General features: G+C 72.8%; 23 protein-coding genes and 2 pseudogenes. 8 read left to right on the top strand and 17 right to left on the bottom strand.

Annotated elements, in window-relative coordinates; all coding sequences use genetic code 11:
- The first annotated feature begins 143 nt into the window (after nucleotides 1-143).
- The gene (locus ACZ4W5_RS27395) at nucleotides 144-605 is read left to right on the top strand and encodes a hypothetical protein (RefSeq protein WP_360244080.1); all 462 of its coding nucleotides are present in this window, start codon (nucleotides 144-146) and stop codon (nucleotides 603-605) included.
- Nucleotides 606-629: 24 nt separating this feature from the next.
- Here the strand turns inward: ACZ4W5_RS27395 and ACZ4W5_RS27390 are convergent, their stop codons facing one another.
- The 5 genes and pseudogenes from ACZ4W5_RS27390 to ACZ4W5_RS27370 all read right to left on the bottom strand — a co-directional run bounded on the left by ACZ4W5_RS27390 (nucleotide 630) and on the right by ACZ4W5_RS27370 (nucleotide 6,076).
- Nucleotides 630-1,868 (bottom strand): GTP-binding protein, encoded by a 1,239-nt coding sequence (locus ACZ4W5_RS27390; protein WP_360244083.1) that lies wholly within the window; start codon nucleotides 1,866-1,868, stop codon nucleotides 630-632.
- A complete protein-coding gene (rpsR, locus tag ACZ4W5_RS27385) occupies nucleotides 1,865-2,119 on the bottom strand; it encodes a 30S ribosomal protein S18 (RefSeq protein WP_360244160.1) in 255 nt (84 codons plus the stop codon). Before rpsR ends, ACZ4W5_RS27390 begins: the two co-directional genes overlap by 4 nt.
- 409 nt (nucleotides 2,120-2,528) lie before the next feature.
- Nucleotides 2,529-3,524, bottom strand: a complete 996-nt coding sequence (locus ACZ4W5_RS27380) for a hypothetical protein (protein ID WP_360244086.1) — start codon at nucleotides 3,522-3,524, stop codon at nucleotides 2,529-2,531.
- A gap of 1,432 nt (nucleotides 3,525-4,956) precedes the next feature.
- Nucleotides 4,957-5,819 (bottom strand): annotated as a pseudogene (locus ACZ4W5_RS27375) (ISL3 family transposase); the annotation flags it as partial.
- Nucleotides 5,820-5,848: 29 nt separating this feature from the next.
- Nucleotides 5,849-6,076: a hypothetical protein gene (locus ACZ4W5_RS27370; RefSeq protein ID WP_465657534.1), complete on the bottom strand. Its 228-nt coding sequence runs from the start codon at nucleotides 6,074-6,076 to the stop codon at nucleotides 5,849-5,851.
- Nucleotides 6,077-6,416: 340 nt separating this feature from the next.
- Between ACZ4W5_RS27370 and ACZ4W5_RS27365 the strand changes: the two genes are divergently transcribed.
- Nucleotides 6,417-6,728: an Rv3488 family transcriptional regulator gene (locus ACZ4W5_RS27365; RefSeq protein ID WP_360244103.1), complete on the top strand. Its 312-nt coding sequence runs from the start codon at nucleotides 6,417-6,419 to the stop codon at nucleotides 6,726-6,728.
- A 7-nt stretch (nucleotides 6,729-6,735) separates the two neighbouring features.
- Here ACZ4W5_RS27365 and ACZ4W5_RS27360 read toward each other — a convergent pair whose 3' ends face one another.
- The gene (locus tag ACZ4W5_RS27360; RefSeq protein WP_465657533.1) at nucleotides 6,736-8,001 is read right to left on the bottom strand and encodes an APC family permease; all 1,266 of its coding nucleotides are present in this window, start codon (nucleotides 7,999-8,001) and stop codon (nucleotides 6,736-6,738) included.
- Nucleotides 8,002-8,078: 77 nt separating this feature from the next.
- The gene (locus ACZ4W5_RS27355; RefSeq protein WP_465657531.1) at nucleotides 8,079-8,351 is read right to left on the bottom strand and encodes a hypothetical protein; all 273 of its coding nucleotides are present in this window, start codon (nucleotides 8,349-8,351) and stop codon (nucleotides 8,079-8,081) included.
- Between the two features lie 150 nt (nucleotides 8,352-8,501).
- Here ACZ4W5_RS27355 and ACZ4W5_RS27350 point away from each other — a divergent pair, with 150 nt between their 5' ends.
- The 3 genes and pseudogenes from ACZ4W5_RS27350 (at nucleotide 8,502) to ACZ4W5_RS27340 (ending at nucleotide 9,893) form a co-directional block, all read left to right on the top strand.
- Nucleotides 8,502-8,699 (top strand): hypothetical protein, encoded by a 198-nt coding sequence (locus ACZ4W5_RS27350; RefSeq protein WP_465657530.1) that lies wholly within the window; start codon nucleotides 8,502-8,504, stop codon nucleotides 8,697-8,699.
- An 88-nt stretch (nucleotides 8,700-8,787) separates the two neighbouring features.
- A pseudogene (locus ACZ4W5_RS27345) lies at nucleotides 8,788-9,174 on the top strand (thiopeptide-type bacteriocin biosynthesis protein); the annotation flags it as partial.
- Between the two features lie 95 nt (nucleotides 9,175-9,269).
- Nucleotides 9,270-9,893: a hypothetical protein gene (locus ACZ4W5_RS27340; RefSeq protein WP_465657540.1), complete on the top strand. Its 624-nt coding sequence runs from the start codon at nucleotides 9,270-9,272 to the stop codon at nucleotides 9,891-9,893.
- 158 nt (nucleotides 9,894-10,051) lie between these two features.
- On the opposite strand, the gene ACZ4W5_RS27335 is transcribed toward ACZ4W5_RS27340, so the two are convergent.
- Together ACZ4W5_RS27335 and ACZ4W5_RS27330 are read right to left on the bottom strand one after the other, a co-directional pair.
- Entirely contained in the window at nucleotides 10,052-10,702 is a 651-nt protein-coding gene (locus ACZ4W5_RS27335; RefSeq protein ID WP_465657529.1) for a helix-turn-helix domain-containing protein, read from the bottom strand.
- Between the two features lie 27 nt (nucleotides 10,703-10,729).
- Entirely contained in the window at nucleotides 10,730-11,773 is a 1,044-nt protein-coding gene (locus ACZ4W5_RS27330) for a zinc-dependent alcohol dehydrogenase family protein (RefSeq protein WP_465657527.1), read from the bottom strand.
- Between the two features lie 197 nt (nucleotides 11,774-11,970).
- Here ACZ4W5_RS27330 and ACZ4W5_RS27325 point away from each other — a divergent pair, with 197 nt between their 5' ends.
- On the top strand, nucleotides 11,971-13,686 hold the full coding sequence (locus ACZ4W5_RS27325; protein WP_465657525.1) for a sensor histidine kinase: 1,716 nt from the start codon (nucleotides 11,971-11,973) through the stop codon (nucleotides 13,684-13,686).
- Here ACZ4W5_RS27325 and ACZ4W5_RS27320 read toward each other — a convergent pair.
- The 6 genes from ACZ4W5_RS27320 to ACZ4W5_RS27295 form a co-directional block, all read right to left on the bottom strand.
- Nucleotides 13,683-14,666: an Acg family FMN-binding oxidoreductase gene (locus ACZ4W5_RS27320; protein ID WP_465657524.1), complete on the bottom strand. Its 984-nt coding sequence runs from the start codon at nucleotides 14,664-14,666 to the stop codon at nucleotides 13,683-13,685. The two genes, ACZ4W5_RS27325 and ACZ4W5_RS27320, sit on opposite strands and share 4 nt — an antisense overlap.
- 32 nt (nucleotides 14,667-14,698) lie before the next feature.
- Nucleotides 14,699-14,839: an SHOCT domain-containing protein gene (locus ACZ4W5_RS27315; RefSeq protein WP_360244124.1), complete on the bottom strand. Its 141-nt coding sequence runs from the start codon at nucleotides 14,837-14,839 to the stop codon at nucleotides 14,699-14,701.
- A 100-nt stretch (nucleotides 14,840-14,939) separates the two neighbouring features.
- A complete protein-coding gene (locus tag ACZ4W5_RS27310; protein WP_360244127.1) occupies nucleotides 14,940-15,617 on the bottom strand; it encodes a response regulator transcription factor in 678 nt (225 codons plus the stop codon).
- A gap of 31 nt (nucleotides 15,618-15,648) precedes the next feature.
- On the bottom strand, nucleotides 15,649-16,086 hold the full coding sequence (locus ACZ4W5_RS27305) for a universal stress protein (RefSeq protein WP_360244130.1): 438 nt from the start codon (nucleotides 16,084-16,086) through the stop codon (nucleotides 15,649-15,651).
- Nucleotides 16,087-16,099: 13 nt separating this feature from the next.
- Nucleotides 16,100-16,702, bottom strand: a complete 603-nt coding sequence (locus ACZ4W5_RS27300) for a CBS domain-containing protein (RefSeq protein WP_360244133.1) — start codon at nucleotides 16,700-16,702, stop codon at nucleotides 16,100-16,102.
- A complete protein-coding gene (locus ACZ4W5_RS27295) occupies nucleotides 16,702-16,869 on the bottom strand; it encodes a CBS domain-containing protein (protein WP_465657521.1) in 168 nt (55 codons plus the stop codon). Before ACZ4W5_RS27295 ends, ACZ4W5_RS27300 begins: the two co-directional genes overlap by 1 nt.
- Nucleotides 16,870-17,030: 161 nt before the next feature.
- Between ACZ4W5_RS27295 and ACZ4W5_RS27290 the strand changes: the two genes are divergently transcribed.
- Nucleotides 17,031-18,443, top strand: coding sequence for an MBL fold metallo-hydrolase (locus ACZ4W5_RS27290; RefSeq protein ID WP_360244139.1), 1,413 nt, complete (start codon nucleotides 17,031-17,033; stop codon nucleotides 18,441-18,443).
- A 77-nt stretch (nucleotides 18,444-18,520) separates the two neighbouring features.
- Here ACZ4W5_RS27290 and ACZ4W5_RS27285 read toward each other — a convergent pair whose 3' ends face one another.
- Together ACZ4W5_RS27285 and ACZ4W5_RS27280 are read right to left on the bottom strand one after the other, a co-directional pair.
- Nucleotides 18,521-19,192, bottom strand: coding sequence for a CBS domain-containing protein (locus ACZ4W5_RS27285; protein ID WP_465657519.1), 672 nt, complete (start codon nucleotides 19,190-19,192; stop codon nucleotides 18,521-18,523).
- A gap of 5 nt (nucleotides 19,193-19,197) precedes the next feature.
- Nucleotides 19,198-21,915, bottom strand: a complete 2,718-nt coding sequence (locus ACZ4W5_RS27280) for a bifunctional acetate--CoA ligase family protein/GNAT family N-acetyltransferase (protein ID WP_465657517.1) — start codon at nucleotides 21,913-21,915, stop codon at nucleotides 19,198-19,200.
- A 184-nt stretch (nucleotides 21,916-22,099) separates the two neighbouring features.
- On the opposite strand from ACZ4W5_RS27280, the gene ACZ4W5_RS27275 reads away from it, so the two are divergent.
- The gene (locus ACZ4W5_RS27275; RefSeq protein WP_465657515.1) at nucleotides 22,100-24,460 is read left to right on the top strand and encodes a glycoside hydrolase family 65 protein; all 2,361 of its coding nucleotides are present in this window, start codon (nucleotides 22,100-22,102) and stop codon (nucleotides 24,458-24,460) included.
- Nucleotides 24,461-24,464: the final 4 nt, after the last annotated feature.

Genomic DNA, 24,464 nt, shown 5'->3' with positions numbered 1-24,464 from the left:
GGTTGGAGGGGAAGAAGGGGAGGGGGAGAGGAAAGCCCCCCCCCCCCCCCCCCCCCCCCCCCCCCCCCCCCCCCCCCCCCCCCCCCCCCCCCCCCCCCCCCCGCTCCGCCGTATCCCCATCCCCTCCCGCAACGGACCGCACCATGATCGATCTCTCCTTCTCCCCCGCCGAGACCGGCGGCGCCGACCGGGGCCCGAACGCCACCATGGACTTCGCGACCGCCGACCTCTACGACCTCACCTACGAGGCCTTCCGGGGCCCGTACACCTTCCGCCTGGACGGCGCCGACTTCAGCGGCACCGGTCCGGTCCTGGACATCGCGCTCGGGCTCTTCGGCGCGGCCCGGGAGCTGGCCGACGCCAAGCGCGCCCGCTACTCCGCCGCCGGGGGCGCGGGCGAGTACCGCTTCGAACGGCGGGGCGACACCGTCCGCATCCGTCAGGAGCGCGGCGGAACGGGCACCGTGGCGTACGCCGAACTCGCCGAGGCCGCACGGGCGTTCCTGGCCGAGGTGGTGCGACAGCTCTGCGCCAGGTTCCCGGACCTGCGCCGCAACCCGGAGATCCGCCGCCTGCGCACCGCCGCGGAGGCCGGCCCCGCCTGACCACAGCTCCTGGCGGGTGGATGCCTACGCGTGGGAGTGGTCGTGCTCCTGCTGGAGCTCGTACTCGTCCCAGGCGGGAAACGGGTCCTCGAACGCCGTCCAGACGTGCGGCCCGACCGCGTGCTCGGCGTCGTCCAGCAGGCAGTGGGTGAGCGCGGTGCGCAGCTCGTCCGCCCGCAGCCCGGTGCCGATGAAGACCAGCTCCTGGCCGTTCCGCACCTGCTCGTCGCCGAGGCCCGTCAGCGCCGTGGCGTCGGTGAGACCGGCCAGGTCCGTCGGCAGGGTCGTGGTCGGGCGCATGCCGGAGGGTTCGAAGCGGGCGACCGAACCGGCCTGGGACCACAGGCCGGTGACGGCCGGGCGGGCGGCCAGCCAGAAGAAGCCCTTCGAGCGGAGTACGGTGCCGAACTCCCCCGCGTCGAGGCGCTCGCTCACCAACTCCCAGAGCCGGCCGGGGTGGAAGGCCCGTTCGGCGCGGAAGACCAGGCTGGTGATGCCGTACTCCTCGGTCTCCGGCACGTGGTCGCCGTTGAGCTCGGCCACCCAGCCGGGAGCCTCCTGGGCCTTGGTCAGGTCGAAGAGGCCGGTGCCCAGGAGTTCGGCGGGCGGAACTCGCCCGCCGGTCGCGCGGACGATCCGGGCGGCGGGGTTGAGCCGGCCGAGCGTGGCGGCGAGCCGGTCGGCCTCCTCGGCCGTGACCAGGTCGGTCTTGTTCAGGACCAGGACGTCGGCGAACTCGACCTGGTCCATCAGCAGGTCGCTGACGGTGCGTTCGTCGTCCTCGTACTGGTCGAGGCCGCGTGCGGTCAGCTCGTCGCCGCCGCGCAGTTCGGGCAGGAAGTTCGCGGCGTCCACGACGGTGACCATGGTGTCCAGGCGGGCCACGTCGCCCAGGGTGGCGCCGTCGTCGCGGGCGAAGGCGAAGGTGGCCGCGACGGGCATCGGCTCGGAGATGCCGCTGGACTCGATCAGCAGGTAGTCGAAGCGCCCGGCCCGGGCGAGCCGGTCGACCTCCTCCAACAGGTCGTCGCGCAGGGTGCAGCAGATGCAGCCGTTGGTCATCTCGACCAGGCGTTCCTCGGTCCGAGAGAGGGCACCGCCGCCCTCGCGGACCAGGGCTGCGTCGATGTTGATCTCGCTCATGTCGTTGACGATGACCGCGACCCGCAGGCCCTCGCGGTTGTTCAGCAGGTGGTTGAGCAAGGTGGTCTTGCCCGCGCCGAGGAACCCGGACAGCACGGTGACCGGAAGCCGGCCGCTCACCGGCCCGCCCTCGCTGCGGCCGGGGCGCCGGAGACGTACGGCAGCAGCGCCATCTCGCGGGCGTTCTTGATGGCCCGCGCCATCGCCTTCTGCTGCTGGACGGTGAGCCGGGTGACCCTGCGGCTCCGGATCTTGCCGCGGTCGGAGATGAACTTCCGCAGGAGGTTGGTGTCCTTGTAGTCGATGTACGTGATGCGGGCCTCGTGCAGAGGGTTGGGGCGGGCCTTGCGGTCCCGGCGGGCGGGGGCGATCTTGGTCACGACTTCCCTGTTTCTGGTGAGATCTGGTGAGAGGTGCGTACGTCGGGCGACGGGGGACCGCGCGGTTCCTCGAAGGCGTCGGACAGGGCCGCCTTCTGGTCCGCGGTGGTAAGTCGACACTAGCAGTTAATGAAAACGAAAACCATTTCGCTACTGGGTCCAGTCCTGGTCGGGGCGGGCAAGGGCGTGCCAGGCGTGGTAGCCGCCGAGGAGGTCGGAGCGAGGATTCAGCGCGCCGGCCTCCGGCTGGGGTCCCGGCAAGAGCCGACTTCTCCCTGGTCGCCCGCTTCCCGGCCCGGCCGGGCACCCGTGTGTTCCGCTGGTCTACTCCCTCAGCGCGGCAGAGCCGGAGTAGGCGTACCCGACGAGCCGGGCCAGGGCGCCCGGCGGCAGTGGCCGGTCAGGCAGTGCCTCGCGGCGGCGTGTTGCCACGGAGGATGATCCTGGCCGCGGAGGTGCCCAGGCCAGTCGGCCCGCCCAGGACCGGTTGTGTCCCGGCGGCCGGGGTGGCGCGCTGGGCCTGGTAACGCTGCTCGGTCGACGGGTCCACGGGCTCGTCGCCGAACAGGCTGCTCAGCTGTGCGGACACGGCCGGCTGCACGGGGACGCGGCTACCGAGGCGGCGTTCGTGGTAGCGCTCCATGATCGGCACGTACAGCAGGCCGGCGCGGCCGTAGTGCACCAGACTGTCGTGCGCCCCGCTCGCCACCAGGTCGTCGATCAGGTCGAGGTAGATCGAGTGGTAGGCCCTCTGCCGCCGGGCCGCCAACTGCTGGTTGGCGGTGGGCTGGTGGATATCAAGGCGATAGACGTCCAGGGCGGACTTGGCCAGGTCCATGGAGATGGCGTCGGCGATGGAACTGTCCATCAGCCAGCTGAACGAGGCGGGGCCGGTGTCACAGATGCGGGCCAGCCCGATACTGCAGCCGTAGTTGTTGGCGGAGTTCATCCGGTAGACGCTGGCGTCCCATGCCGACGGGGAGTCGTTGAGCTGGGCGTGCAGGCCGACCTGCCCGTTGGTGGGGGCGTGGTCGAGTTTCTCGACGTACTGGAAGAAGTACTCCCGGACCAGGGCGAGCAGCGCGTGCACCGCGTCGTGCCCCCAGCCCTGCTCGTCCATGGCGGTGACGACGTCGGCGGCCGAACGGCCGTACATGCGGAAGTCGCCGCGCACCAGGTCCAACGGCGGGATGCAGATGTCGTCGCAGATCGTGCTCAGGGCGACGTAGTGCAGGACGGCCGGCTGGCTCGCGTACCGTTCGCCGCACCAGGTGGCCATCCACTGAAGGGTGTCCCGGCAGGCGTAGGCCACCACCTCCGCGGCCGTGGTGTCGCCCTTCTTCGCCCAGTCGGAATAGTCGATCCTCGTTCCTTCCCCGGCGTCGACCCTGGCCACGACCGCGCGGAGGAGAGGCCAGAGGTTCGCCTCGTGGGACTTCGAGGTACCCGCCTCGTAGCCGCCACCTCCCATGAGGAGAAACAGGTCCGCAGTGTCCTTGTTGTACCGGGACCGGGCCGAACGGGGGACCGATGGCGCTGGAGTGGTCCTGGGGTAGTGCAGAAACGTGCACGCCACGGTCTCGCGGCAGGCCGGGCCGCACCACATCAGGTGCGCCGAATCGAGCAACTCCGCTGTGGTGCGGGACCGGGCCAGCCCACGCAACGCCTCCGTCGCCGACTGCCGGTAGTGCAGGAGGTCCACGCACACCGGAGCGCGACCGCTGCCCACCGGCCCCACGACAGGCGCCGGCAACGGTCGCACCGTCCGGGTGCCCACAACGGTGGCGAACTCCGAGGCCGGAGGTACCCCTTCCCAGAGTGCACCGACCCTGCCGGCCGAAAACCTCATCCGCTGATCGAGCATGCCCATGTTCGTCACCGGACCGGTCTATCGCCCGGGCTGCGCACACGGGGTGATCGAGTACTTTCCTCACTCGAACGAGCTAGTGTGATGCGCCATAAACCGCCCGCCGGATCGCACAGCGGAGTTGATCGCTGCGACGATGCCCAACACGGTGGGCAACGCCCCATGCGGGCCAGCGAGTCCGTCGGCCCGGGCGGCGTCGTCCGGCGCGGTCCGCAGGTGGCCGAGGTTTTCGCGCTCGCCGACGCGTCGGGCGCCGTGGGTGGCGGCGGTGAGGTGGTCCAGGGCGTCAAGGTCGGGCACCGGCGGGCGGCGCTCACCAGGCCCAGGAACAGACCATCTGATCTGGAAGTCAGCTGCTGAGGTCGAACACGCCCCACGTGGTGAACGGCTCGGTCTGGACGTAAATCCTGCTTCCTCGGCTGACGACCCGTCGGCGGCTGGAGGCTGGGCCATCGGGCAGGGAGAGCCGGCCGACGTCGGTTGGCTCGACAGATGTCTCGGTGAGCTCTCCGTAGGCGAGTCGGTCCCGCTCCTCGCGGTAGCCGCCGTAGAAGGCCACTCGCTCGCCGTGGATGGCTACCGCTTTGGCGCCCCGAACGCGGTTCGACCACACCCTCACGGTCGACGAGCGGGAAGTCCGTGTAGGGGCACGCCCAGGCGGTGGTGCTGGACACGTTCAGGGCGTAGCAGTCGAAGAGGCCGGGGATGCGGGCGCCGTCCGACGTCCAGGTGAGCCGGCCCGTGGCGCTCCAGCGGCGGATTCCGTCCGGGTTCTCGTCGAAGTGACCGACCCAGATATGGTCGGACTCGTCAACGAGCAGGTGCTCGATGGCGTCTCCGACGGAGAAGGACGAGGTCTCGCGCCCGAGGGCGTCGAAGACCTGGACCTGGTTCGCGTCCTCGTCCCGTCCGGCACGCGACGCGGCGACGACGAACCCACTGTCCGACAGGCGGTCCAGGCGCCCTGGCCGAGCAGCTCGTGGACTCGCTTCCAGCGCTCGCGGCTGGTCTGCTCGCGCACACCCCCGGGCCGGGCAGGGTTCACCACGGTCACCCAGCAGGAAGCGTGGGAGCGGACCTCGGCCAGGACCCTCCCGCACAGGTTCGACCAGAGGTGCCACCTGTCGCTGACCTGCACCGCTTCGGGGAGGGCCTGCGGATCGCCTCGCCGTAGGAGCCGGAGCCGTCGCGGCAGACATACTCGGCCCCGGGGTGCTCGCGCAGCCACGCGGCCAGGGGCTGGGCGGTGCGGTCGGGCAGGGCGTCAATCCGCTCGCCGGTCTCGGCGTCGACGAGCACGGTGGCGTAACGCTGACGCCGGCGCAGGGCGAAGTCATCGACGCCGAGCACGCGCGGGACGCACAGCCGTGGCAGGGCCTGGCGCATGAGCAGGCGCAGGGCGGTCGAGCGGGAGATCGCGCAGGCCAGCACGCGGGAAAGGCGGGCGCCCGCCCGGCCCGCTAACTCCTTGACGATGTAACCGAGTTGGTCGGCAAGGCGGCTCGTGCGCCGCTGGTAGCGTTCGATCAGTCCGGCGACCTGCTCGCGGAACGTCTGCCGCGGGCAGCCCAGGACCGGGCAGACCATGCGCCGGACCCGCACCGACACCACGACGCGCCGCCCGTCCACCGGCACGTCCGCGACCACCCGCCCGTGGAAGCCGTGCACCCGCCCCGTCGGCTGCCCGCACATCGGGCAGGGCACCGGATCATCCCGGGTCCGTGCCGACACGCGGATGACCTCGCCCTCGTCTGTCACGGCATCGACGACGAGCGCCGACAGTCCCGAAAACACCACAGTCACAAGCCCGTTGACATCACGCATGCCATGCCAACAACAACCGTCACCCTTCGTTACCACCGATTACGGGACAGAGCCATTCCTTGTACAGACCCCAAGCCCCCGGCCTCGCACCCGAGAGTGTAGGAGCCGGGCATCGAGAGGCAGGGCCGCAGCTCGCCTACGGCGGTCTTGATGACCTCGGCGACGGCGAAGGCCGCGACGACGGCGAGGGGTGCGGCGAGGGCGGCGGTCATGGTGGCGGCGTCGGAGCGGCGGGCCTGCCACCAGGCGGGGAGCATGAGGATCGCGAAGACACCCAGGCCGTAGTTGGTCCATAACTCGGCGGGATGGTTGAGCCAGTGGGTGTGGCAGGCGAAGTCGGTGACGGTGGTGAACAGCGAGCCGCCGATGTGCGAGCCGTCGTAGGCGAGCTGGGCGGCAGGTGGTGTCGTTACGCGTGGTCTTCTGGTGGGCGGTGCTGCCGGGTGTGCGGGTGGGGGCCCTCCGACACTGTCGTCTACATGAATGTAGACGTTCGGAGTGGGGGTCCGGTTGCGGGCGCCCTGTTGGTGAACGAGCCGACCCGGAGCGTAGTATCGGTAGCCGATATCGGATTCGTGAATACCTGGGAGGTCGGGGGTGCGGGAGTTCCAGCGGGGAGCGGTGCGGCTGCACATCCTCCACCACGCGGCCGAGGAGGAGATCCACGGCGCCTGGATGGCCGAGGAACTGGCCTCGCACGGGTACAAGATCAGCCCGGGGACGCTGTACCCGACGCTGCACCGGCTGGAGTCGGCCGGACTGCTGGCCTCCGAGCAGCGGGTGGTGGACGGGCGGGCGCGCCGCGTCTACCGGGCCACCGAAGCCGGCAAGCGGGCGCTGACGGAGGACCGGCAGGCTTTGGCCGAGCTGGCCCGCGAGCTGTTGCCCCCGGACCAGCTCCGGCCCTGACATCCAGTCAGCTGCGGGCGCGGGTCTTGCGGATGCCGTAGGCAGCGGCGCCGAGCGCGATCACGACCGCGCCCCACAACACCGAGGTGGCGGGCAGCGCGAACGCCAACACCGCGCAGCCGATCGCTCCGACGATCGGCACGATCCTGGGCGGGCGTCCTTCAGCGAGGGTGAGGGTCCGGGCGGAGGCGTTGGCGACGGCGTAGTAGGCGAGGACGCCGAAGGAGGAGAAGCCGATCGCGCCGCGCACGTCCGCGAACGCCGCCAGGACCGCCACGATCGCGCCGACCGTGAGCTCAGCTCGGTGCGGTACCTGGAAGCGCGGGTGGACGGCGGCCAGGGCGTGGGGCAGGTGGTGGTCACGGGCCATGGCCAGGGTGGTGCGGGAGACGCCGAGGATCAGCGCGAGCAGCGAGCCGGTGGCGGCGACCGCGGCGCCGACGCGCACCACCGGGGCCAGGCTCGGCACCCCGGCGGCGCGGACCGCGTCGGCCAGCGGCGCGGTGGTGTGGGCGAGCCGGTCGGGGCCGAGGACGGCGAGGACGGCGAGCGCGACGACGGCGTAGACGACCAGGGTGATGCCGAGCGCCACCGAGATGGCACTCGGGATCGTGCGCCCCGGGTCGCGGACCTCCTCGCCGAGGGTGGCGATGCGCGCGTACCCGGCGAAGGCGAAGAACAGCAGCCCGGCGGCCTGGAGCACGCCGTTCCAGCCCGTGCCGGTGCCGATGGTCCAGTGGCTGGTGTCGGCGCCGGAACTGGTGAAGCAGGCGGTCACCACCGCGGCGAGCACTGCCAGCACCACGGCGACGATGGCCCTCGTGAGCCAGGCGGCCTTCTGCAAGCCGACGTAGTTCACCGCCGTCAGCGCGACCACGGTGGCGACCGCGACCGCGTGGGCCTGGGCGGGCCAGACGTAGGAGCCGACGGTCAGCGCCATCGCGGCGCAGGAGGCGGTCTTGCCGACCACGAAGCCCCAGCCGGCCAGGTAGCCCCAGAAGTCACCGAGCCGCTCGCGCCCGTAGACGTAGGTGCCGCCCGACTGCGGGTAGCGGGCGGCCAGGCGGGCGGAGGAGGTGGCGTTGCAGTACGCCACCACGGCCGCCAGCGCCAGGCCGAGCAGCAGTCCGGAGCCGGCCGCCGAGGCTGCCGGGGCGAGGGCGGCGAAGATCCCGGCGCCGATCATCGACCCGAGGCCGATCACCACGGCGTCGAACACGCCCAGGTGCCGCTGCAACTGCCCGGCGCCAGCCTGGGTAGGTGGCTTTCTCATGACCCACTCCTTGGCGGCGCGCACCCGCACCACTACGTCTACGAAATCCGATATCGGCAGACGATATATGAGCCGGGTTACAGGCCCGGCCGAGTGGCGGACAGGAGCGGCAGGCGGTCATGGACCTTGCGGAAGAGCCCCGTAGCGGCGACAGCGTCCTGCCCGACGGTCGTCCGGCCGCGTCGCGGTCGCGGGCCTGGCGACCCGGTGTGCTGGCCGCCGCGGTCGCCCTGTGCCTTGGGGTGCTCGGCGCGGGCCTGGCCGCCTCCGGCACCCCCCGCCTTCGACAGCTCGACCAGCGTGACGGTGCCGGCCGACGGTTCGGCGGACGCCGGGTTCGCGCGCGACATGGCCACCCACCACCGGCGGGCCATCGACCTGTCCTTCATCGTGGCGACCGCACCAACCTGCGCTCGGGCCCGCACGCGCTACTCGTCGAGGAACCCGACCCGGCCGCTCTCGGCTAGGCCGGCGGCCGCGCCCACGAGATCGTCGTCCCGGTGACCGCAACCCGAACCCCGGCCTGGCCGCGCGTGCCCAAACCCACCCCGGCCCGCATTGTGCGGCGCGGCCACGGCGACGCCCCTGGCACCTCACGGGTGCTCCTCGCTTCCCTCTACGGCGACCCGGCCCGCCAGGACACGGTCCTCGCCCGCCACCTGCCCGACCTGTTGGAGCGCCTCGGCCGGCCCGCGTGACGGTTCGTCCGCTTCCGCGACCCGCGCCAGCACCTGCGACTGCGCATCGCCCTTCCCGCCCCGGGCGCCTTCGGCCCCCGCCGCCACCGTGATCAGCAGCCGGACCGCCGAACTCCACCAGGCCGACCTGCTCGCGGAGGTCGTGTACCCGACCTCCTACGCGGAGACCGGCCGGTGGGGTGAAGGGCCCGCCTGGACCGCGGCTGTGCTGGTTTTCCGCGCCGACTCCGCAGCCGTACTCGCCCAGTTGACCCAGCCCGAGCTGCCCGACCGGCAGGCGCTGCTCGCCGCGCACGCCGTCGCCATCGCGGCCGGGTTCACCGGTTCGGCGACCGCCGGCCTGCGCTGGCTCGTCGACAACGTTCCCTCCCGTGCCCCGGCAGCCATCGCCCGGCCCGTCTTCGCCGAAGCGGTACGCCTCGCGGACCCTACGGACGGCTGGGCGGCGCTGCGCGAAGAGCCAGGCGGAGCCGAGCTCGTGCAGGCGTGGGCCGGCCGCGAGATCGCGCTGGAGGCCTACCGCCACCACTTCCCTGGACCATCGCCTTCGAGCGCCGCGAGGAGGGCTGGGTGTCGGTCGACGACCAGCTCGCCGTCTTCATGCCGCTGCGCGGCAGCATGGACGACGCCCGCCGCACCGTCCACCTCACCGGTGAGGGCGACGTCACCCTCCAGGTCCACGCGGTGCTCACCGTGCTGTGCCGCCCCGGCGATCAGCGGGCAGCCGAACGGGCGATCGACCACTGCCTCGCCTTTGAACCGGACGAGGGCCTGGCCGTCTTCACCACCCGCTTGACACTGACCGCGCTCGACGCGGCCGACCTGGACACGCTCGCCGCCCGAAAGCTCCTCGCTCACCTGGCCAGCCGGACAGGTGAATCCGGCGACGGCTACGCGCTGCGCGACCTCCTCGCCCACGCGGGTGTCCGACGCCGTCTTGACCCGGTTCACGGCGCGGCACTCGAACGGGCTCTCGCCGCCTGCGCGCTGGGCTCCGCGACCCTCCCCGACGTCCTGCGCAACCGGCTGGAGGAGGTGCTGAAGCAAGCCCAGGAGGTGCTCGAAAAGTGCCCGTTCGACCCAGGCTCGCCTGGAGCGAATCCGCTGCAGCGCCGCGTTCGAACAGCACCGTCGTCCGTCGCCTCCGCACGCGCGAAGGCGTCCAACTCCTATTTCTCAAAGGAGAGTTGCTGAACTGATCGGTCTGAGATAGGCGGAGACCGCCGACCAGGCCAAGGAGGCGCGATCTCACCGAGGTGCCGGAAGCCGAGCACACCGACGCCGCCGGCGTCGACCGGTTCGCCCACGCCTCGGGAGTCCGACCGGCTCATCCCGACAACCAGACGGAGCGTTCACCCTGCGCCGATCCTGCGGCCGGTGACCTCGGTGGGCCGGATGCGCACCCACAGCGGGCGGGCGCCGCCGGCCCAGGGTGTGGCGCCCGGTAGCGCTGCGAGCCGCTGCTGCTCCTGCGGGTCGTCGATGTGATGGGCCTCGCCGAGGATCAGGACGCTCCAGCCGTCGCTGCGGTGGTCGTCGATGTGGTCGACCTGGAACGAGGCGGGCGAGCCCTCGACCGGGGCGGCGGTGCCCCTGGGGGAGGTGCGGTAGACGATCGTGCGGGCGTCCACCGTGTAGTTGACCGGAAGGACGGCGGGTGCGGGTCCCACGGGCAGGCCGACCCGGCCCACGCCGTGGCTGCCGAGGAGTTCCCAGCACTGCGGCTCGGTCAGGTGGAACAGTGGGCGCGGGTCGGCCTCGGCCTGCCCCGGTGGTGCGTCCGGGCGGTGGCCGGACAGCAGCTCCGGCCAGCTCGTCCCGAGCGCGGTGGCGATCCGGACGAAGGCGGGCGGGTCGAACTGGGGCCCGGTCTTGAGGAGTTGGCGCAGGTAGGCCGGTGCCATGCTCGCCCGGTAGGCCAGCGTTCCTTCGCTCAGGCCGAGTTGGTCGCGGCGCTGGACGATCCGGCGGGCGATGGCGACGGGGTCGGGGCGTTCGGTCATGGTGGCGGTTCCTCCGTCCATGGCAGGTCACGTCCGGAAGAGCGCGACCTTGAGCGCGCCGGTGTCGGCCGCGTCGGCGAAGACGTCGTAGGCGTCCTGCATCTCGTCCAGCCCGAAGCGGTGCGTGACCAGCCCGCCGACGTCCAGTCGTCCGACCGCCAGCATGTCGAGCAGCAGCGGGGTGCTGTGGGTGTCGACCAGGCCGGTGGTGATGGTGACGTCGCGGATCCAGAGGTCCTCGAGGTGGAGCACCGCCGGCTTGCCGTGCACGCCCACGTTGGCGACCCTGCCTCCGGGGCGTACCAGGCGGGTGCACAGTTCGAAGGACTCGGGGACGCCGACGGCCTCGATGGCGACGTCGACGCCGAGTCCGTCCCGGGTGAGTGCCCGCACGGCCTCCGGGGTGGCTTCGGCGACGGTGAGGGTCGTGTCGGCGCCGAAGCGTTTGGCGGCGTCGAGGCGGCTCTGGGCGAGGTCGATCGCGATGATCCGGGAGGGGCTGTAGAGCCGGGCGGTGAGGACGGCGGCGAGCCCGATCGGCCCGGCGCCGACGATCGCGACGGTGTCGCCCGGGCCGACCCGGCCGTTGCGCACCCCCACCTCGTACGAGGTGGGCAGGATGTCGGCGAGCAGCAGGGCGTCCTCGTCCCGTACACCGTCCGGCAGCTTGTACAGGGAGGTGTCCGCGAACGGGGTGCGGACGTACTCGGCCTGGCAGCCGTCGATCAGGTGGCCGAGGATCCAGCCGCCTCCGCCGGTGCACTGGCCGTAGCTCGCCGCGCGGCAGTAGGTACAGCGGCCGCAGGCGGAGATGCAGGAGACCAGCACGCGGTCGCCGGCCGCAACGGTGCGCACGCCCGGTCCGGTCTCGGTCACGGTGCCGACGGCTTCGTGGCCGAGGACGCGGCCCTCGGTGACCTCGGGGACGTCGCCCTTGAGGATGTGCAGGTCGGTGCCGCAGATGGTGACCGCGTCGACCCGGACGACGGCGTCCTCGGGGTCGCGGACGGTCGGGTCGGGGGCCTCGCCCCAGGTGCGGCGGCCGGGGCCGTGGTAGGTGAGCGCTTTCATGACTACGGTGGCTCCTCTCGGGCGGCGGAGCCGGGGCGGTTCCGTTCGCCCTTCCAGCGTTCTCCGCGCCGGTGCCCGCTGCCAGGGGGCTGGTGGGGTGTTCGCACTGGGCCGATGGACCCCTTTCGCCCGACGTGCCACGGCGGGCGCGCCTACGCTGGTCTGTGGGCCATCGGGGGTGAGCCAGGGAGGATCCCTTGGACAGCGAGTCGGAGAGCTCCGAGCCCGTGCCGAAGCTGCGGCTGGACGAGCTCCTGGAGGAGCTCCAGGCCCGCTTGGACGCCGCTCGTGGGACCCGGGACCGGGTCCACAGCCTGCTGGAGGCGGTGCTGGCGGTCGGGCGTGATCTGGAGCTGGCCCAGGCCCTGCAGCACATCGTGGAGGCGGCCGTCACCCTGGTGGACGCCGAGTACGGCGCGCTCGGGGTGATCGGCGAGGACCAGCGGCTGTCACAGTTCATCCCGGTCGGGGTCACCGACGACCAGGTCAAGGAGATCGGCGACCTGCCGTCCGGACACGGCATCCTCGGCGAGCTGATCCGCCGCCCCGAGCCGCTGCGGCTCAGCCGGATCTCCGACCACCCGGCCTCCTACGGCTTCCCGGACAACCACCCGCCGATGCGCAGCTTCCTGGGAGTGCCGATCCGGATCCGGGACAAGGTGTTCGGCAACCTCTACCTGACCGAGAAACGCGGCGACGGCGACTTCGACGCCGAGGACGAGTCCGTCCTCGCCACCCTCGCCGTCGCCGCGGGCGTCGCCATCGACAACGCCCGGCTCTACGACTGGGCCAGGCAACGGCAGCGCTGGCTGGAGGCGAGCGCCGAGGTGACCAGCAGCCTGCTCTCCGGGAGCGCGGAACAGGAGGTACTCGACCTGCTGCTCGCCCGGGCGACCGAGATCGCCGGCGCGGACCTCGCCGTCGTCGCCGTGCCGCTGGCGGACACCGGCGAACTGGAGGTCCGCATCGCGGTCGGGCTGGGGGCGGAGGAACACCGCGGCCTGGTGCTGCCGGTCGAGGGTTCCCTCGTGGGCGCGGCCTTGCGCACGGGCGGGCTCGTGGTGAGCCCGGACGTCCAGACGGATCCTCGGATCACCGCGGGCCCGCCGCGCTGGCGGGGGCTCGGCCCGGCGCTCGCGGTGCCCGTCGGCTCCGCCGAGCACGGGATCCGGGGCGTGCTGTTGCTCGCCCGCGCTGCCGGCGCGCCGCTGTTCGAGAAGGACGAGGCCGGGCCCCTGCTCGGCTTCGCCGGCCAGGCGGCGGTCGCGATGGAACTCGCCGAACGGCGTCGCGACTCCGAGCAGGTGGCGCTCCTGGAGGAACGCGACCGGATCGCCCGCGACCTCCACGACCTGGCCATCCAACGCCTCTTCGCCACCGGCATGACCCTCCAGGGCGCGACCCGCTTCATCGATCACCCCGAGGCGACCGACCGCGTCCTGCGGGCGATCGACGACCTGGACGAGACTGCCAAGACCATCCGCGCCACCATCTTCGGCCTGCGCCTGCGCGAGAAGGGCCCGGCAGCGACCGGACTGCGCACCCGCATCGTCGAGGTGCTCGAACGCGCCGCCCGCTCACTCGGCTTCGCCCCCGGGCTGCGGATGAGCGGCCTGCTCGACGTCACCGTGCCGCCGGAGATCGCGGAGGCGGCCGTCGCCGTCCTGGAGGAGGCGCTGTCCAACGCCGCCCGTCACGCGAAGGCCTCGGCCGTGGACGTCACCGTGACCGCCGGCGAGGAGCTGACCGTGGCGGTCACCGACGACGGCGTCGGCCTACCCGAGGGCGGCCGCCGCAGCGGCCTCGCCAACCTGGCCGACCGCGCCACCGCCCTGGGCGGCGCCTTCACCGCGGACGCCCGTCGGGAGGGCGGTAGCGAGCTGGTGTGGCGGGTCCCGCTGCCCGACGGTTAGGCGTCGGGGGCCAGGACATCGCCGGGTGCCAGCCGGGGCGTCGGCGCGCCCTCGGGGCCGTAGCCGAGACGGATCAGCATCTGGACGTGGCCGGGGCCGCGGTCCGGGTCGCGGGCCTCCCAGCGCAGGTACGGCCACTCCATGGCCTGGTGCAGCAGCGAGGCGCGGACGCCGTGGACGGTGGCTGCGAGCAGGACGTGTTCCAGGGCCAGGCCGGCCCGCAGCCAGTCCTCCGGGTTGTCGCGTTCGGTGGCGAGGACGGCGATGCGGGGTTCCCTCTCGAAGGGGGCGGGCGCCTGGTGCTCGGCGGCGTGGATCGCGGAGAAGTCGCGCATCGGCAGGTGACCGGCCGCGTCCTGGGGGCCGAGTGCGTCGACCGGGATGCCGTAGGGCGGTGCCTCCCCGGTGCGGATCCAGCTGCGGCTCTCGGTGCGCTGGGCCTCGTCGGTGGTGTTGCGGCGTTCGGCCTCGGCGGTGAGGTGCAGAAGTCGGACGGTCTCCTGGTGGTCGGGCAGGTGGAGCAGGGTTTCCTCGGACCGTGCGGCGGTGACGAGTTCGTCGAGGACGGCTTGCGGAACCGGCTTGCCGGTGAACGGTGTCCGGGTGGAGTGCCGGTGCCAGATCGCCTCGTACAGCTTGTCGGTGCCCTGGGCACGTGCGGCGGCCGGGGCGTCCAACTGGACGGTGGCGAACAGGTCCGGTTCGCCCGGGTCGGGTAGTAGCCGTACCTCGGGTGCCCAGCCGAGGTGGCGGGCGGCGACCCGCAGGTTGAGCACGGCCGCACCGACGGAGATGTGCAGCGCTCGGCCCTGGGGGTCGGCGGTCGGCACCGCCCGGCTGAGGTCTGCCCGAACCTCCATGGTCGAGGTGTCCGGCTGGAGCCGGAAGCGCCAGGGCTGGCTGTTGTGGATCGAGGGCGCCGCGACCGCCGCGGAGACGAGCTTCTCCAGCGCGGTGGCGTCGAGGGCGAGGGTGGGCATGACCGCCTCCATGGTGCGTGGATCAGCCGACGTCAGCCGAAGGCGTGCGGGTTGCCGCCGCGCAGGGTGTCCAGTCGGGCGTGGTACTCGTCGCGGTCGATCTCTCCGTGGCCGAGGCGCTTGGCGAGCAGTTGTCCCGGAGTGGACGGCTGCGGCACTGTCGCGCCGGGCACCGGCGCTGACGGGAGGTCGATCACCTCCACCGTGCGGCGAGGGAACGGCGTACCGCTTGGGCCGTTCGGCACCACCTCCGGGCCCATCGGGCCTGACTGCTCAGCGCGGTCGCTGGTGGTGCTGTTGCTCGGGTTCGGCGTGGGCGGCGAGGACGGCTGCCTGGAGACGGCGTTCGACGCCCAGCTTGGCGAGCAGGCGCGAGACGTGGTTCTTCACCGTCTTCTCGGCGAGGTACAGCTCCTGGCCGATCTGCCGGTTGGTCTTGCCCTCACCCACCAGCGCGAGGATCTCCCGCTCGCGCGGCGTGAGTCCGGCGAGCACCGTGTCGGTCTCGTTCTCGTCGTGGTGGCGCAGGCTCTCCATCAGCTTGTGCGTGGTCGCCGGGTCGAGCATGGACTGGCCGGAGGCCACCGTGCGGACGGCGCTGACCAGGTCGGCGCCCTTGACCTGCTTCAGGACGTAGCCGGCCGCTCCGGCCATGATCGCGTCGAGGAGGGCGTCATCGTCGTCGAAGGAGGTCAGCATCAGGCAGACCAGGCCGGGCATCCGGTCCCGCAGCTCACGGCACACGGTGACGCCGTCGCCGTCCGGGAGCCGAACGTCGAGCACGGCGACGTCCGGGCGCAGCGCGGGCACCCGGGCGAGTGCCTGGGCACAGGTGCCGGCCTCGCCGACGACCTCGATGTCCTCCTCGGCCTCCAGCAGGTCCCGCACCCCCCGGCGGACCACCTCGTGGTCGTCCAGCAGGAAGACGCGTACGGGCTGGGGCGCGTCCATGGCCGGCTCCGAGGGTGGGTGGGGTGTGACATCACCGATTCTGCGCGTTCGTGCCGCCCTCCGCACAACGTCGGCCGTCGGGCACCACGACGACCGGGCAGCGGACACCGCGGATCACCGCCCGGGTGACCGGGCCCAGGTGCCGCCCGGTTCGGCCGAGCACCACCAGCTCCGCGGAGGCCGCGGCAGCCACTACCCCGGCGGGCGCGTGCTCGTCCATCAGGGCGACATCCACCTCCAGCCCGGGGTGGTCCGCTCGCAACCTCTGGGCCGCGTCCGCCAGCACGCCGACCACTCGGCCGCGGACCTCGCTCACACCGGGCAGCCCGGGAGCCGCGTGCTGCGGCCAGGGCCAGGCGTGCACCAGACGCAGCCGCAGGCCGCGGCGGACGGCCTCGTCCGCTGCCCAGCCCGCAGCGGCGAGGCTCTCGGGCGAACCGTCGACGGCGGCGAGCACGAACGCGGCCACGGTACGTCTCCGGTCAGGCCGGCGCGGCGAGCCGCAGTTCGACGCCGACCACACCGGGTACGGAGCGCACCAGGCGTTCCAGGATGTCGGCGGAGACGGTGTCCGGCAGGCCGCCGGTGAGGGTGATCCGACCGTTCTCGGAGCGGACGTCGGTGTCCACCGCGGCGCTCGGGCCGAGGGTGGCGACGAGCTCGAAACGGACCCGGTCGGCGAGTTCGCGGTCGTCGCCGAGGTAGACCTTCAGCAGGTCGCCCCGACTGACGATGCCGACAAGGTAGTCCTCCTCGTCGACCACCGGGAGCCGCTTGAGGTGGCCACGGGCCATCGCCCGGGCGGCCTCGTTGAGCGGACTGCCGGGGTGCACGGTGACCGCGGGGACGGACATCATCAGCCCCGCCGTCAGGGCTTCGGCCCGCTCGCTGTCGCGGTCGCGGGCGGTGAGCAGGTCGGCCTCGGAGACCACCCCGATCACCCGGCCGTCGCCGGTCAGCACGGGGACTGCGCTGACCTGCCAGCGCTGCAGGGTCTCGGCGATCTCGCGGAAGTCCGCGTCGCGGCCGACGGCGACCACGGCGTGGGTCATGACGTCGGCGACGGTGCTCGGTGCGCTGGTCATCACGGACCTCCTACGACCAGGCCCAGCGGTCGGCCCTGATCGTCGACGACCGGGATGGCGGTGATGTCGTTGCGGTGGAACAGCGCCGCCACCTCCTTGACCGGCGTATCCGGCCGCGCGGTGACGACTTCTCGGGTCATCACGTCGTTCACGCTGCGGTGCTGCATCGTCCTCACTCCTCCTCGGGTGGGCCCCGCCTTCACTGTCCGTCGGCCGGTGGCGGCCGCACAGGGCCGGACGGTCCTCCCCGGGGGCCGATTCGGCCCAGGACAGCGCGGCCGGGCGGCCGGACGATGGGAGGAAACCTCGCATCCCGCTGGAGGCGGCCATGACGACGAGCACCGGCACCCCCCGGGCCGGTCTGCTGACCTTCCTCGGCGGAGTGGGCACTGTTACCGGCAGCAAGTTCCTGGTCGAGACGGACCACGCCCGTGTGATGATCGACTGCGGCCTCTTCCAGGGTCTGGCCGACCTGCGCAGGCTGAACCGGCGCCCGCTGCCGCTCGACCCGGCCGACGTCCGCGCCGTCGTGCTCACCCACGCGCACCTCGACCACTGCGGGTACCTGCCCCGGCTGGTCCGCGATGGGTTCCGTGGCCCCGTACTCACCACCCCCGACACCGCCCGGATCGCCGAACTGATCCTGCGCGACAGCGCCCACCTGCTGAAGGAGGAGGCGGACCACGCCAACGAGCACGGCTGGTCCAAGCACCGGCCGGCCCAGCCGCTCTACGATGACGAGGACGTCGAGAACGCGCTACGGATGTTCGACCCCGTCCCGCTGGACACCGATGTCGAGATCACCACCGGCAACGTGCTCCGAATGCACCGCGCCGGACACATCCTCGGCTCCGCCTGGGCGCACCTGGTGCTGGAGGACGGCCACACCCTCGCCGTCAGTGGGGACCTCGGCCGCCCCGTCCACCCCCTGCTGCGCCCGCCGGAACCGTTCACCGGGGCCGACGTGCTGCTGATGGAGTCCACGTACGGCCACCGTCACCACGAGGAGACGGCCGCCCGTGAGTGGTTCGCCGCCGCACTGGAACGGACGCTTGCCCGCGGGGGGACGGCCGTCATTCCGTCCTTCGCCGTCGACCGCACCGAGGTCGTGCTGCACCAGCTCACCGAGCTACGGCGGTCCGGCCGGCTACCGGCCGCCGTACCGGTGTACGTGGACAGCCCGATGGCCCTGGCCACCCTGCAGATCTACCGGGAGGCGTTCGCGGCCGGTTCAGACCAGCTGCGCCCCGACGTCCTGGCCCAGGGCCCGGCCGCCCTGGACCCGGAACCCTTCACACTGGTCCACTCCCTCCAGGACTCCCTCGCCCTCGACCACGCCCATGGCCCCGCCGTCATCGTCTCCGCCTCCGGCATGGCCACCGGCGGCCGAGTCGTCCACCACCTCGCCCGCCTGCTGCCCGACGCGCGCAACACCGTCGTCGTGGTCGGCTACGCCGCCGAGGGCACCCGTGCCCGCGACCTGGTCGACGGCGCCCGTACGTTGAAGATGTACGGCACCTATGTCCCGGTGCGCGCCGAGGTCGTCAACGTCCCCGCCTTCTCCGCGCACGCCGACGCCGCCGAGATCATCGACTGGCTGCGCCAGGCCGCGCCGCCCAGCGCCGTCTACCTCGTGCACGGGGAGCCCGAGGGCTCGGAGGCGCTGCGCGACCGGATCGACCGGGAACTCGGCTGGACAGCGGTCGTCCCGCGTTCGGGCGAGCGGGTGCTGATCCGCTGACGAGCCTTGGTGGGGCGGACGAATGCGCCGGCTGGCTCGATGGCGTCGGGCTCGACGTGAACGAGGAAGGCGGAGAACTACTGGATGTCGTCGATGTCCCAGGACAGGTGGTCGGCGAGGGCGTTCAGGCCGTCGATGCGGGCGATCTGGAGGCACAGGGCAGCGGCATCGCTGCGCGCGCGGGTGCGGCCGGTCACCGAGACCAGGCCGCGTTCGCAGCGGATGTGCAACGAGCCGGGAACGACTCCGCTGCCCGGGGTGAGGGCGATGGCGAGCGCCTCGGAGCGGATGGCCTCGTCCTCTCGGCGCAGGGCGTCGAGCAGGTCGTGGGTGGAGAGCAGGCCGACCAGGCGGCCGCCGGCGTCCACGACGGGCAGGTGGTGCAGGGAGTGCTCGGCGATCTGGGCCACCGCTTCGGCGACGCTCGCGTCCTCGGTGACGGTGACGGCCGGAACGGTCATGAGGTCGCGGGCGAGCAGTTCCCGCTGCGGGTCCCGCTCGGCGTGGGCGGCGAGGAGGTCGGAGGCGGCGACCACGCCGACGACGGCGCCGTCGGTGGCCGTCACCGGCACGATGCCGCGGCGGGAGGCGCTCAACACGGCGACGACGGTGGCGAAATCAGTGCCGGGGGTGACCGCGATACCGGGGCGGCTCATGCAGTCCCGGACGAGCGTGCGACCCGGCGACGGTGTGGGGTCGGCGGACGGGAAGGTGTCGGCGGGGCTGCCGTCGAGGATGCTGCGCCTCATGGTGTTCACTGCCCTTCGGCGGCGGAGGGGCGCCGTAGCCGCCGCAGGTAGGGGTCGAAGGACGGGCGGCGTTCGAGGCGTACCCGGGCGTCCACGCACACGGCACCGTCGGGACGGGCGATGACCGGGTTGAGGTCGGTCTCGACCAGCTCCGGGAAGTCCTCGGCGAGCCGGGACAGCCGGGCGAGGACGGATCGGACCGCCAGGAGGTCCACGGGCGGCGCCACGCCGGTGCCCGTCAGCAGGGGCGCGCTCCGGAGTTCGGTGACCATGGTGGTCAGGTCGCGTTCGCTCAGCGGGGCGAGCCTGGCGACCTGGTCGGCCAGGACGTCGGCGGCGGTGCCGCCCATGCCGAGCACGACGAGTGGGCCGAACACCTGGTCCTGGACCACGCCGGCGAGAAGTTCGACTCCCGGTGAGGCCATCGGCTGGACCACCGCTCCGGCCAGTTCCGCGCCGAACCGCTCATCGAACTCCCGGTACACGGCACGCACTTCGGCGTCGGTGGCGAGACCGGTGCGAACGGCGCCGACCGCGCTCTTGTGCACCTGGTCCGGCCAGTACGCCTTCAGGGCCACCTTCCGCTCGTGCCCGAGGCCGCGCAGCCCGTTCGCCGCCACCACCGCCGTGTGCTCGTCGCGGGCCCACACCGAGGTGGTCAGCGGCAGCCCGTAGGCCTCCAGGAGGTCGGCGGTGGTCAGCGGGTCGAGCCAGCCGCCCTCGGGGTGGGCGGTGAGGTAGCCGTCGACCAGGCTGCGGGCGGTGTGCACGTCGCAGTCCGGGGCGTCGGCGGGCGCGGACGGAGATTCGGCGAGCCAGCGGGCGCGGTCCCGCGCGTGGGCGAGGGCACGGGCGGCGGCGACGGAGTCCGAGTAGGTCGGCAGCAGGCCACCGTCGGCGCAGCCGCGGTAGCAGACGGGCACCTGCTGGTCGAGGAGTACGGCCGCGATCGGGACGCGGCGCCGGGCCGGGCCCTCCAGCAGCGCATGTGCCGGGTCCTGGCCGGAGGGTTCGCGCAGTGCCGTCGGCACCAGGCAGACCAGGATGGCGTCGACCGCCTCCTCACGCTCCAACGCTCTGAGGAACAGCGCGAGTTCGGTGGGCCGTACGGCCGCCGTGGTGTCCACCGGGTTGCGGGTGGAAGCACCGGGCGGCAGCAGCTCACCGAGGCCTGCCGGGAGCTCCGGCAGCTCCAGTCCGGCCTCCGCGCAGGCGTCCGCAGCCAGGATGCCGATGCCGCCCGCATTGGACACCACGGCGACCGCGCCGCGCGGCGCGGGCAGCGGCTGGGCGTGCAGCAGCGCGGCGGCCTCGACGAGTTCCTCGATGCTGCGGGTCGCGGTGATGCCGGCCTGCCGGAACAGCGCCTCGCGGGTGACGGTGGGGGTGGCTGCGGCCGCGGTGTGCGAGGCGGCGCCCCGGCGGCCGGCGGTGGAGCGCCCGGCGTCGACGGTGAGCACCGGGATGGTGCGGGTGACGCGGCGGGCGGTTCGGGCGAAGGCGCGCGGGCTGCCGAAGGACTCCAGGTGGAGCAGCGCGAGGTCGGTGCGACCGTCCGCCTCCCACCACTGGAGGAGGTCGTTCCCGCTGACGTCGTACTTGTCGCCGAGCGAGACGAAGCTCGACACCCCGACGCCCAGCCAGGCCAACCGCTGGAGCAGTGCGATCCCGACGCCGCCGCTCTGCACCGCCACTCCGGCGGTGCCCGGCCTGGGGAAGGCGCCGCCGAACTCTGCGTCCAGCCGGACGGCCGGGTCGGTCTGGGCCATACCCAGGCTGTTCGGCCCGACCAGGCGCATGCTGTGCCGGCGGCAGGCGCGCATCAGCCCGCGGGCCTCCTGCGCGTCGAGGCCCGAGGTGAGTACCACCAGGGCTCGGACCCCGGCGGCGCCGCATTCCTCGGCCACCCCGGGGACGGCCCCGGCGGGCACGGCCAGCACGGCGAGGTCCGGCACGGCGGGCAGCGCACGGACGGAGGGATACGCGGGCTCCCCGTCGATGTCCCTGGCGTGCGGGTTGACGGCCCGGACCGTGCCCGTGAAGCCGCCCCGCCGGATCTTCCCGAGGACGGTCCGTCCGACCGAACCCGGCCGCCGGGACGCCCCGACCACCGCGACCGAGCCCGGGCGCAGCAGGGCCGTGAGGCTCGCGATGTCGGCGAGGCGGCCGCGTTCGTCCACGGCTGAGCGGTAGCGCTCGTCGCTCTCCTCCAGCGGTACCCGGATCCTGACCTCGCCCTGGGTGTAACGGCGCTCGACGGGTAGCCCGAGGTCGGCGAAGACCTGGTGGACGGCGCGGTTGCCGAACAGGGTGTCGGCTTCGAAGAAGCGGATGCCATCCGCCCGGGCGCGGTGCACCAGGTGTTCCAGCAGCAGGGTCGCCACTCCTCGGTGGTGCCAGCGGTCGGCCACCGCGAGGGCCAGTTCGGCGGTCTCCGCCGGGTGGTCCAGCCGCTCGCAGTCCGCCTCGCCGACCAGGTCCTCGCCGGCCCAGGCGCCGAGCGCCAGCAGCCCCGGCCTCGGCGCGCACAGCCGGTCGGCGGCCCGCACGGGCGCGTTGCGGCTGACCCCGAAGAACCGCAGCCGGCGGCTCTCCTCCGACATCCCTTCGGCGTGCAGGGCGAGCACGGCGCGGTGGTCGTCCGGGCCGAGCGGCCGGAGTTCGACCGTGGTGCCGTCGGCCAGCAGGGCCTCGGCGCTGGTATGCGGTGGAACGGTCGGCATGGCGCACCTCCTGCTCCGTTCCAGCCTCCGCGCCCGCCCAGGCCGGTGGAAGGGCCGACCGGCCCTGGCCGCCCCCGCCGACCGGCGTGAGGCGGCGCGGCAGCCGGGTGGGCAGACTGGAGGCAGGCCAGTCGGCACGGGAGGTCACCTCGTGGCACCAGACCCACCCGCGGGGTATCCCGACATGCCGGACCCGTGGACGCTCCGCTACGAGGGCTTCGACCCGGTTGAGGAGGGGCTACGGGAGGCGCTGTGCGCGCTCGGCAACGGGTACGTGGTCAGCCGGGGCGCCGCGCCGGAGGCGGTGGCCGACGGGGTGCACTACCCGGGGACGTACCTGGCGGGCTGCTACGACCGGGCGGAGTCGACGGTCGCCGGGCGGGTGATCGGCAACGAGGACCTGATCAACGGCCCGAACTGGCTGCCGCTGACGTTCCGGCCGGTGGGCGGATCGTGGTTCACCGGACCGCCGGCCGAGCAGGTGCTGGAGCTGGACCTGCGACGGGGGCTGCTCACCCGCACCGCCCTCGTCGTCGACGAGCAGGGACGGCGGACCCGGCTCGTACAGCGCCGCATCGCCAGCCAGGCCCAGCCGCACCTGCTCGCCCTGGAGAGCAGCTTCACGCCGGAGAACTGGTCCGGCCCGCTGCAGGTCCGCTCGGGCCTGGACGGCAACGTGGCCAACACGGGGGTCGCCCGCTACCGGGGGCTGGCCTCGCGTCACCTTCTGCCGGCCGGACAGGGGGCGGACGCTGCGGGGCTGCTCCGACTCGAAGTCGAGGCTGTCAACTCGCCCTTGCGGATCGCTCTTTGCTGCCGGACGACGGCCGCTGCCGCGGAGCCGGCGGCCGAGTGCCGCGAGGGCTGGGCGGCCCACCTCCTCACCCTGGACACCGAACCGGGCCGGTCCGTCACCGTCACGAAGACGGTCGCCGTGCACACCTCCCGCGACCGGGCGATCGGGACCCCGCTGCGCGCCTCCCGCCGGCTCGCCGCCGAGGCCGGCGACTTCGGGCAGCTGCTCGCCGAACACGCCCTGCGGTGGGCGGAGTTGTGGCGCCGCTGCGGGATCGATGCCGATTTCGACGGCGCCGGTCCACTGCACCTGAACCTGTTCCATCTGCTGCAGGCCTACTCGGAGCACTCCGTCGACCTCGACGTCGGCATTCCCGCCCGGGGACTGCACGGCGAGGCGTACCGGGGGCACGTCTTCTGGGACGAGCTGTTCGTCCTCCGGCTGCTCAACCTGCGTTTCCCCGAACTGGCCCGGGCCGTGCTGCGCTACCGCCACCGCCGCCTCCACGCCGCCCGCCGAGAGGCCCGCGAAGCTGGACTGCGCGGAGCGATGTACCCGTGGCAGAGCGCGAGCGACGGCAGCGAGGAGTCCCAGCAACTGCACGTCAACCCGCTGTCCGGCCGCTGGCTGCCCGATCACAGTCACCTGCAGCGCCACGTCGGCTCGGCGGTCGCCTACAACATCTGGCAGTACTACCAGGCAACCGGGGACCGGGACTTCCTGGCCACGGCCGGCGCCGAGACGCTGCTGGAGATCGCCCGCTTCTGGTCCTCGGCCGCCTCCTACGACCGGCCCCGGGAGCGCTGGTCGATCCGCGGCGTCCTCGGCCCCGACGAGTACCACGACGCCTACCCGTGGGCGGACCGGCCGGGACTCGACGACAACGCCTACACCAACGTGCTGGCCTCCTGGGTGCTGGCCCGCGCCCAGGACGCCCTGGACGTCCTGCCCGGCTACCGACGCGACGAACTGCGCGAGCGCCTGGCCCTCGACGACGCGGAGCTCGAACGCTGGCAGGACGTCGGTCGGCGCCTGAACGTCCCCTTCCACGAAGGGGTCCTCAGCCAGTTCGACGGCTACGAGCGGCTCGCCGAACTCGACTGGACGGCCTACCGGCTCCGCTACCCCGACCTGCGCCGACTCGACCGGATCCTGGAAGCCGAGGGCGACACCGTCAACCGCTACAAGGCCTCCAAGCAGGCCGACGCGCTGATGCTCTGGTACCTCTTCTCCGCCCGCGAAGTACGCGACCTGCTACGGCGCCTCGGCCACCCGGCCGGCCACGAGCTGCTGCGCCGCACGACCGACTACTACCTGCGGCGCACGGTCCACGGCTCGACGCTCAGCTCGGTGGTGCACGCCTGGGTGCTCACCCGCTCCGACCGCCGAGCCTCCTGGCGGTACTTCCGTGACGCCCTGGTGGCCGATCTCCGGGACAGCCAGCACGGCACGACGGCCGAAGGCGTCCACCTGGGCGCCATGGCGGGCGCGGTGGACCTCCTCCAGCGCTGCTACACCGGCCTGGAGGTCCGCGAGGACGCCCTCTGGCTCGACCCGCACCTGCCCTCCGCCCTCGGCCGGCTCGACCTGGACCTGCGCTACCGGGGCCACTGGGGCCTGGGAATCTCCGTCGACCGCCGCACGGTCACGGTGAGTCTGCGCGAGGACCGCCAGGAACCGGTCCGCATCCGCCTGCGCGGGGCCGAGGCGACGATCCGGCCGGGCGAGACCCGGCGCTTCCACCTGTAGCCAG

It is taken from the genome of Kitasatospora sp. NPDC029367, from assembly GCF_055569135.1.
This window is presented reverse-complemented; position numbering and strand designations above follow the sequence as displayed.

Bases quoted from the DNA above. Each gene is read 5' to 3' on its own strand.
- ACZ4W5_RS27395 (WP_360244080.1), top strand. From the start codon at position 144: ATGATCGATCTCTCCTTCTCCCCCGCCGAGACCGGCGGCGCCGACCGG.
- ACZ4W5_RS27370 (WP_465657534.1), bottom strand. From the start codon at position 6,076: ATGCTCCCCGCCTGGTGGCAGGCCCGCCGCTCCGACGCCGCCACCATG.
- ACZ4W5_RS27360 (WP_465657533.1), bottom strand. From the start codon at position 8,001: ATGAGAAAGCCACCTACCCAGGCTGGCGCCGGGCAGTTGCAGCGGCAC.
- ACZ4W5_RS27355 (WP_465657531.1), bottom strand. From the start codon at position 8,351: ATGTCGCGCGCGAACCCGGCGTCCGCCGAACCGTCGGCCGGCACCGTC.
- ACZ4W5_RS27335 (WP_465657529.1), bottom strand. From the start codon at position 10,702: ATGACCGAACGCCCCGACCCCGTCGCCATCGCCCGCCGGATCGTCCAG.
- ACZ4W5_RS27330 (WP_465657527.1), bottom strand. From the start codon at position 11,773: ATGAAAGCGCTCACCTACCACGGCCCCGGCCGCCGCACCTGGGGCGAG.
- ACZ4W5_RS27320 (WP_465657524.1), bottom strand. From the start codon at position 14,666: ATGCCCACCCTCGCCCTCGACGCCACCGCGCTGGAGAAGCTCGTCTCC.
- ACZ4W5_RS27310 (WP_360244127.1), bottom strand. From the start codon at position 15,617: ATGGACGCGCCCCAGCCCGTACGCGTCTTCCTGCTGGACGACCACGAG.
- ACZ4W5_RS27300 (WP_360244133.1), bottom strand. From the start codon at position 16,702: ATGACCAGCGCACCGAGCACCGTCGCCGACGTCATGACCCACGCCGTG.
- ACZ4W5_RS27295 (WP_465657521.1), bottom strand. From the start codon at position 16,869: ATGCAGCACCGCAGCGTGAACGACGTGATGACCCGAGAAGTCGTCACC.
- ACZ4W5_RS27290 (WP_360244139.1), top strand. From the start codon at position 17,031: ATGACGACGAGCACCGGCACCCCCCGGGCCGGTCTGCTGACCTTCCTC.
- ACZ4W5_RS27285 (WP_465657519.1), bottom strand. From the start codon at position 19,192: ATGAGGCGCAGCATCCTCGACGGCAGCCCCGCCGACACCTTCCCGTCC.
- ACZ4W5_RS27280 (WP_465657517.1), bottom strand. From the start codon at position 21,915: ATGCCGACCGTTCCACCGCATACCAGCGCCGAGGCCCTGCTGGCCGAC.
- ACZ4W5_RS27275 (WP_465657515.1), top strand. From the start codon at position 22,100: ATGCCGGACCCGTGGACGCTCCGCTACGAGGGCTTCGACCCGGTTGAG.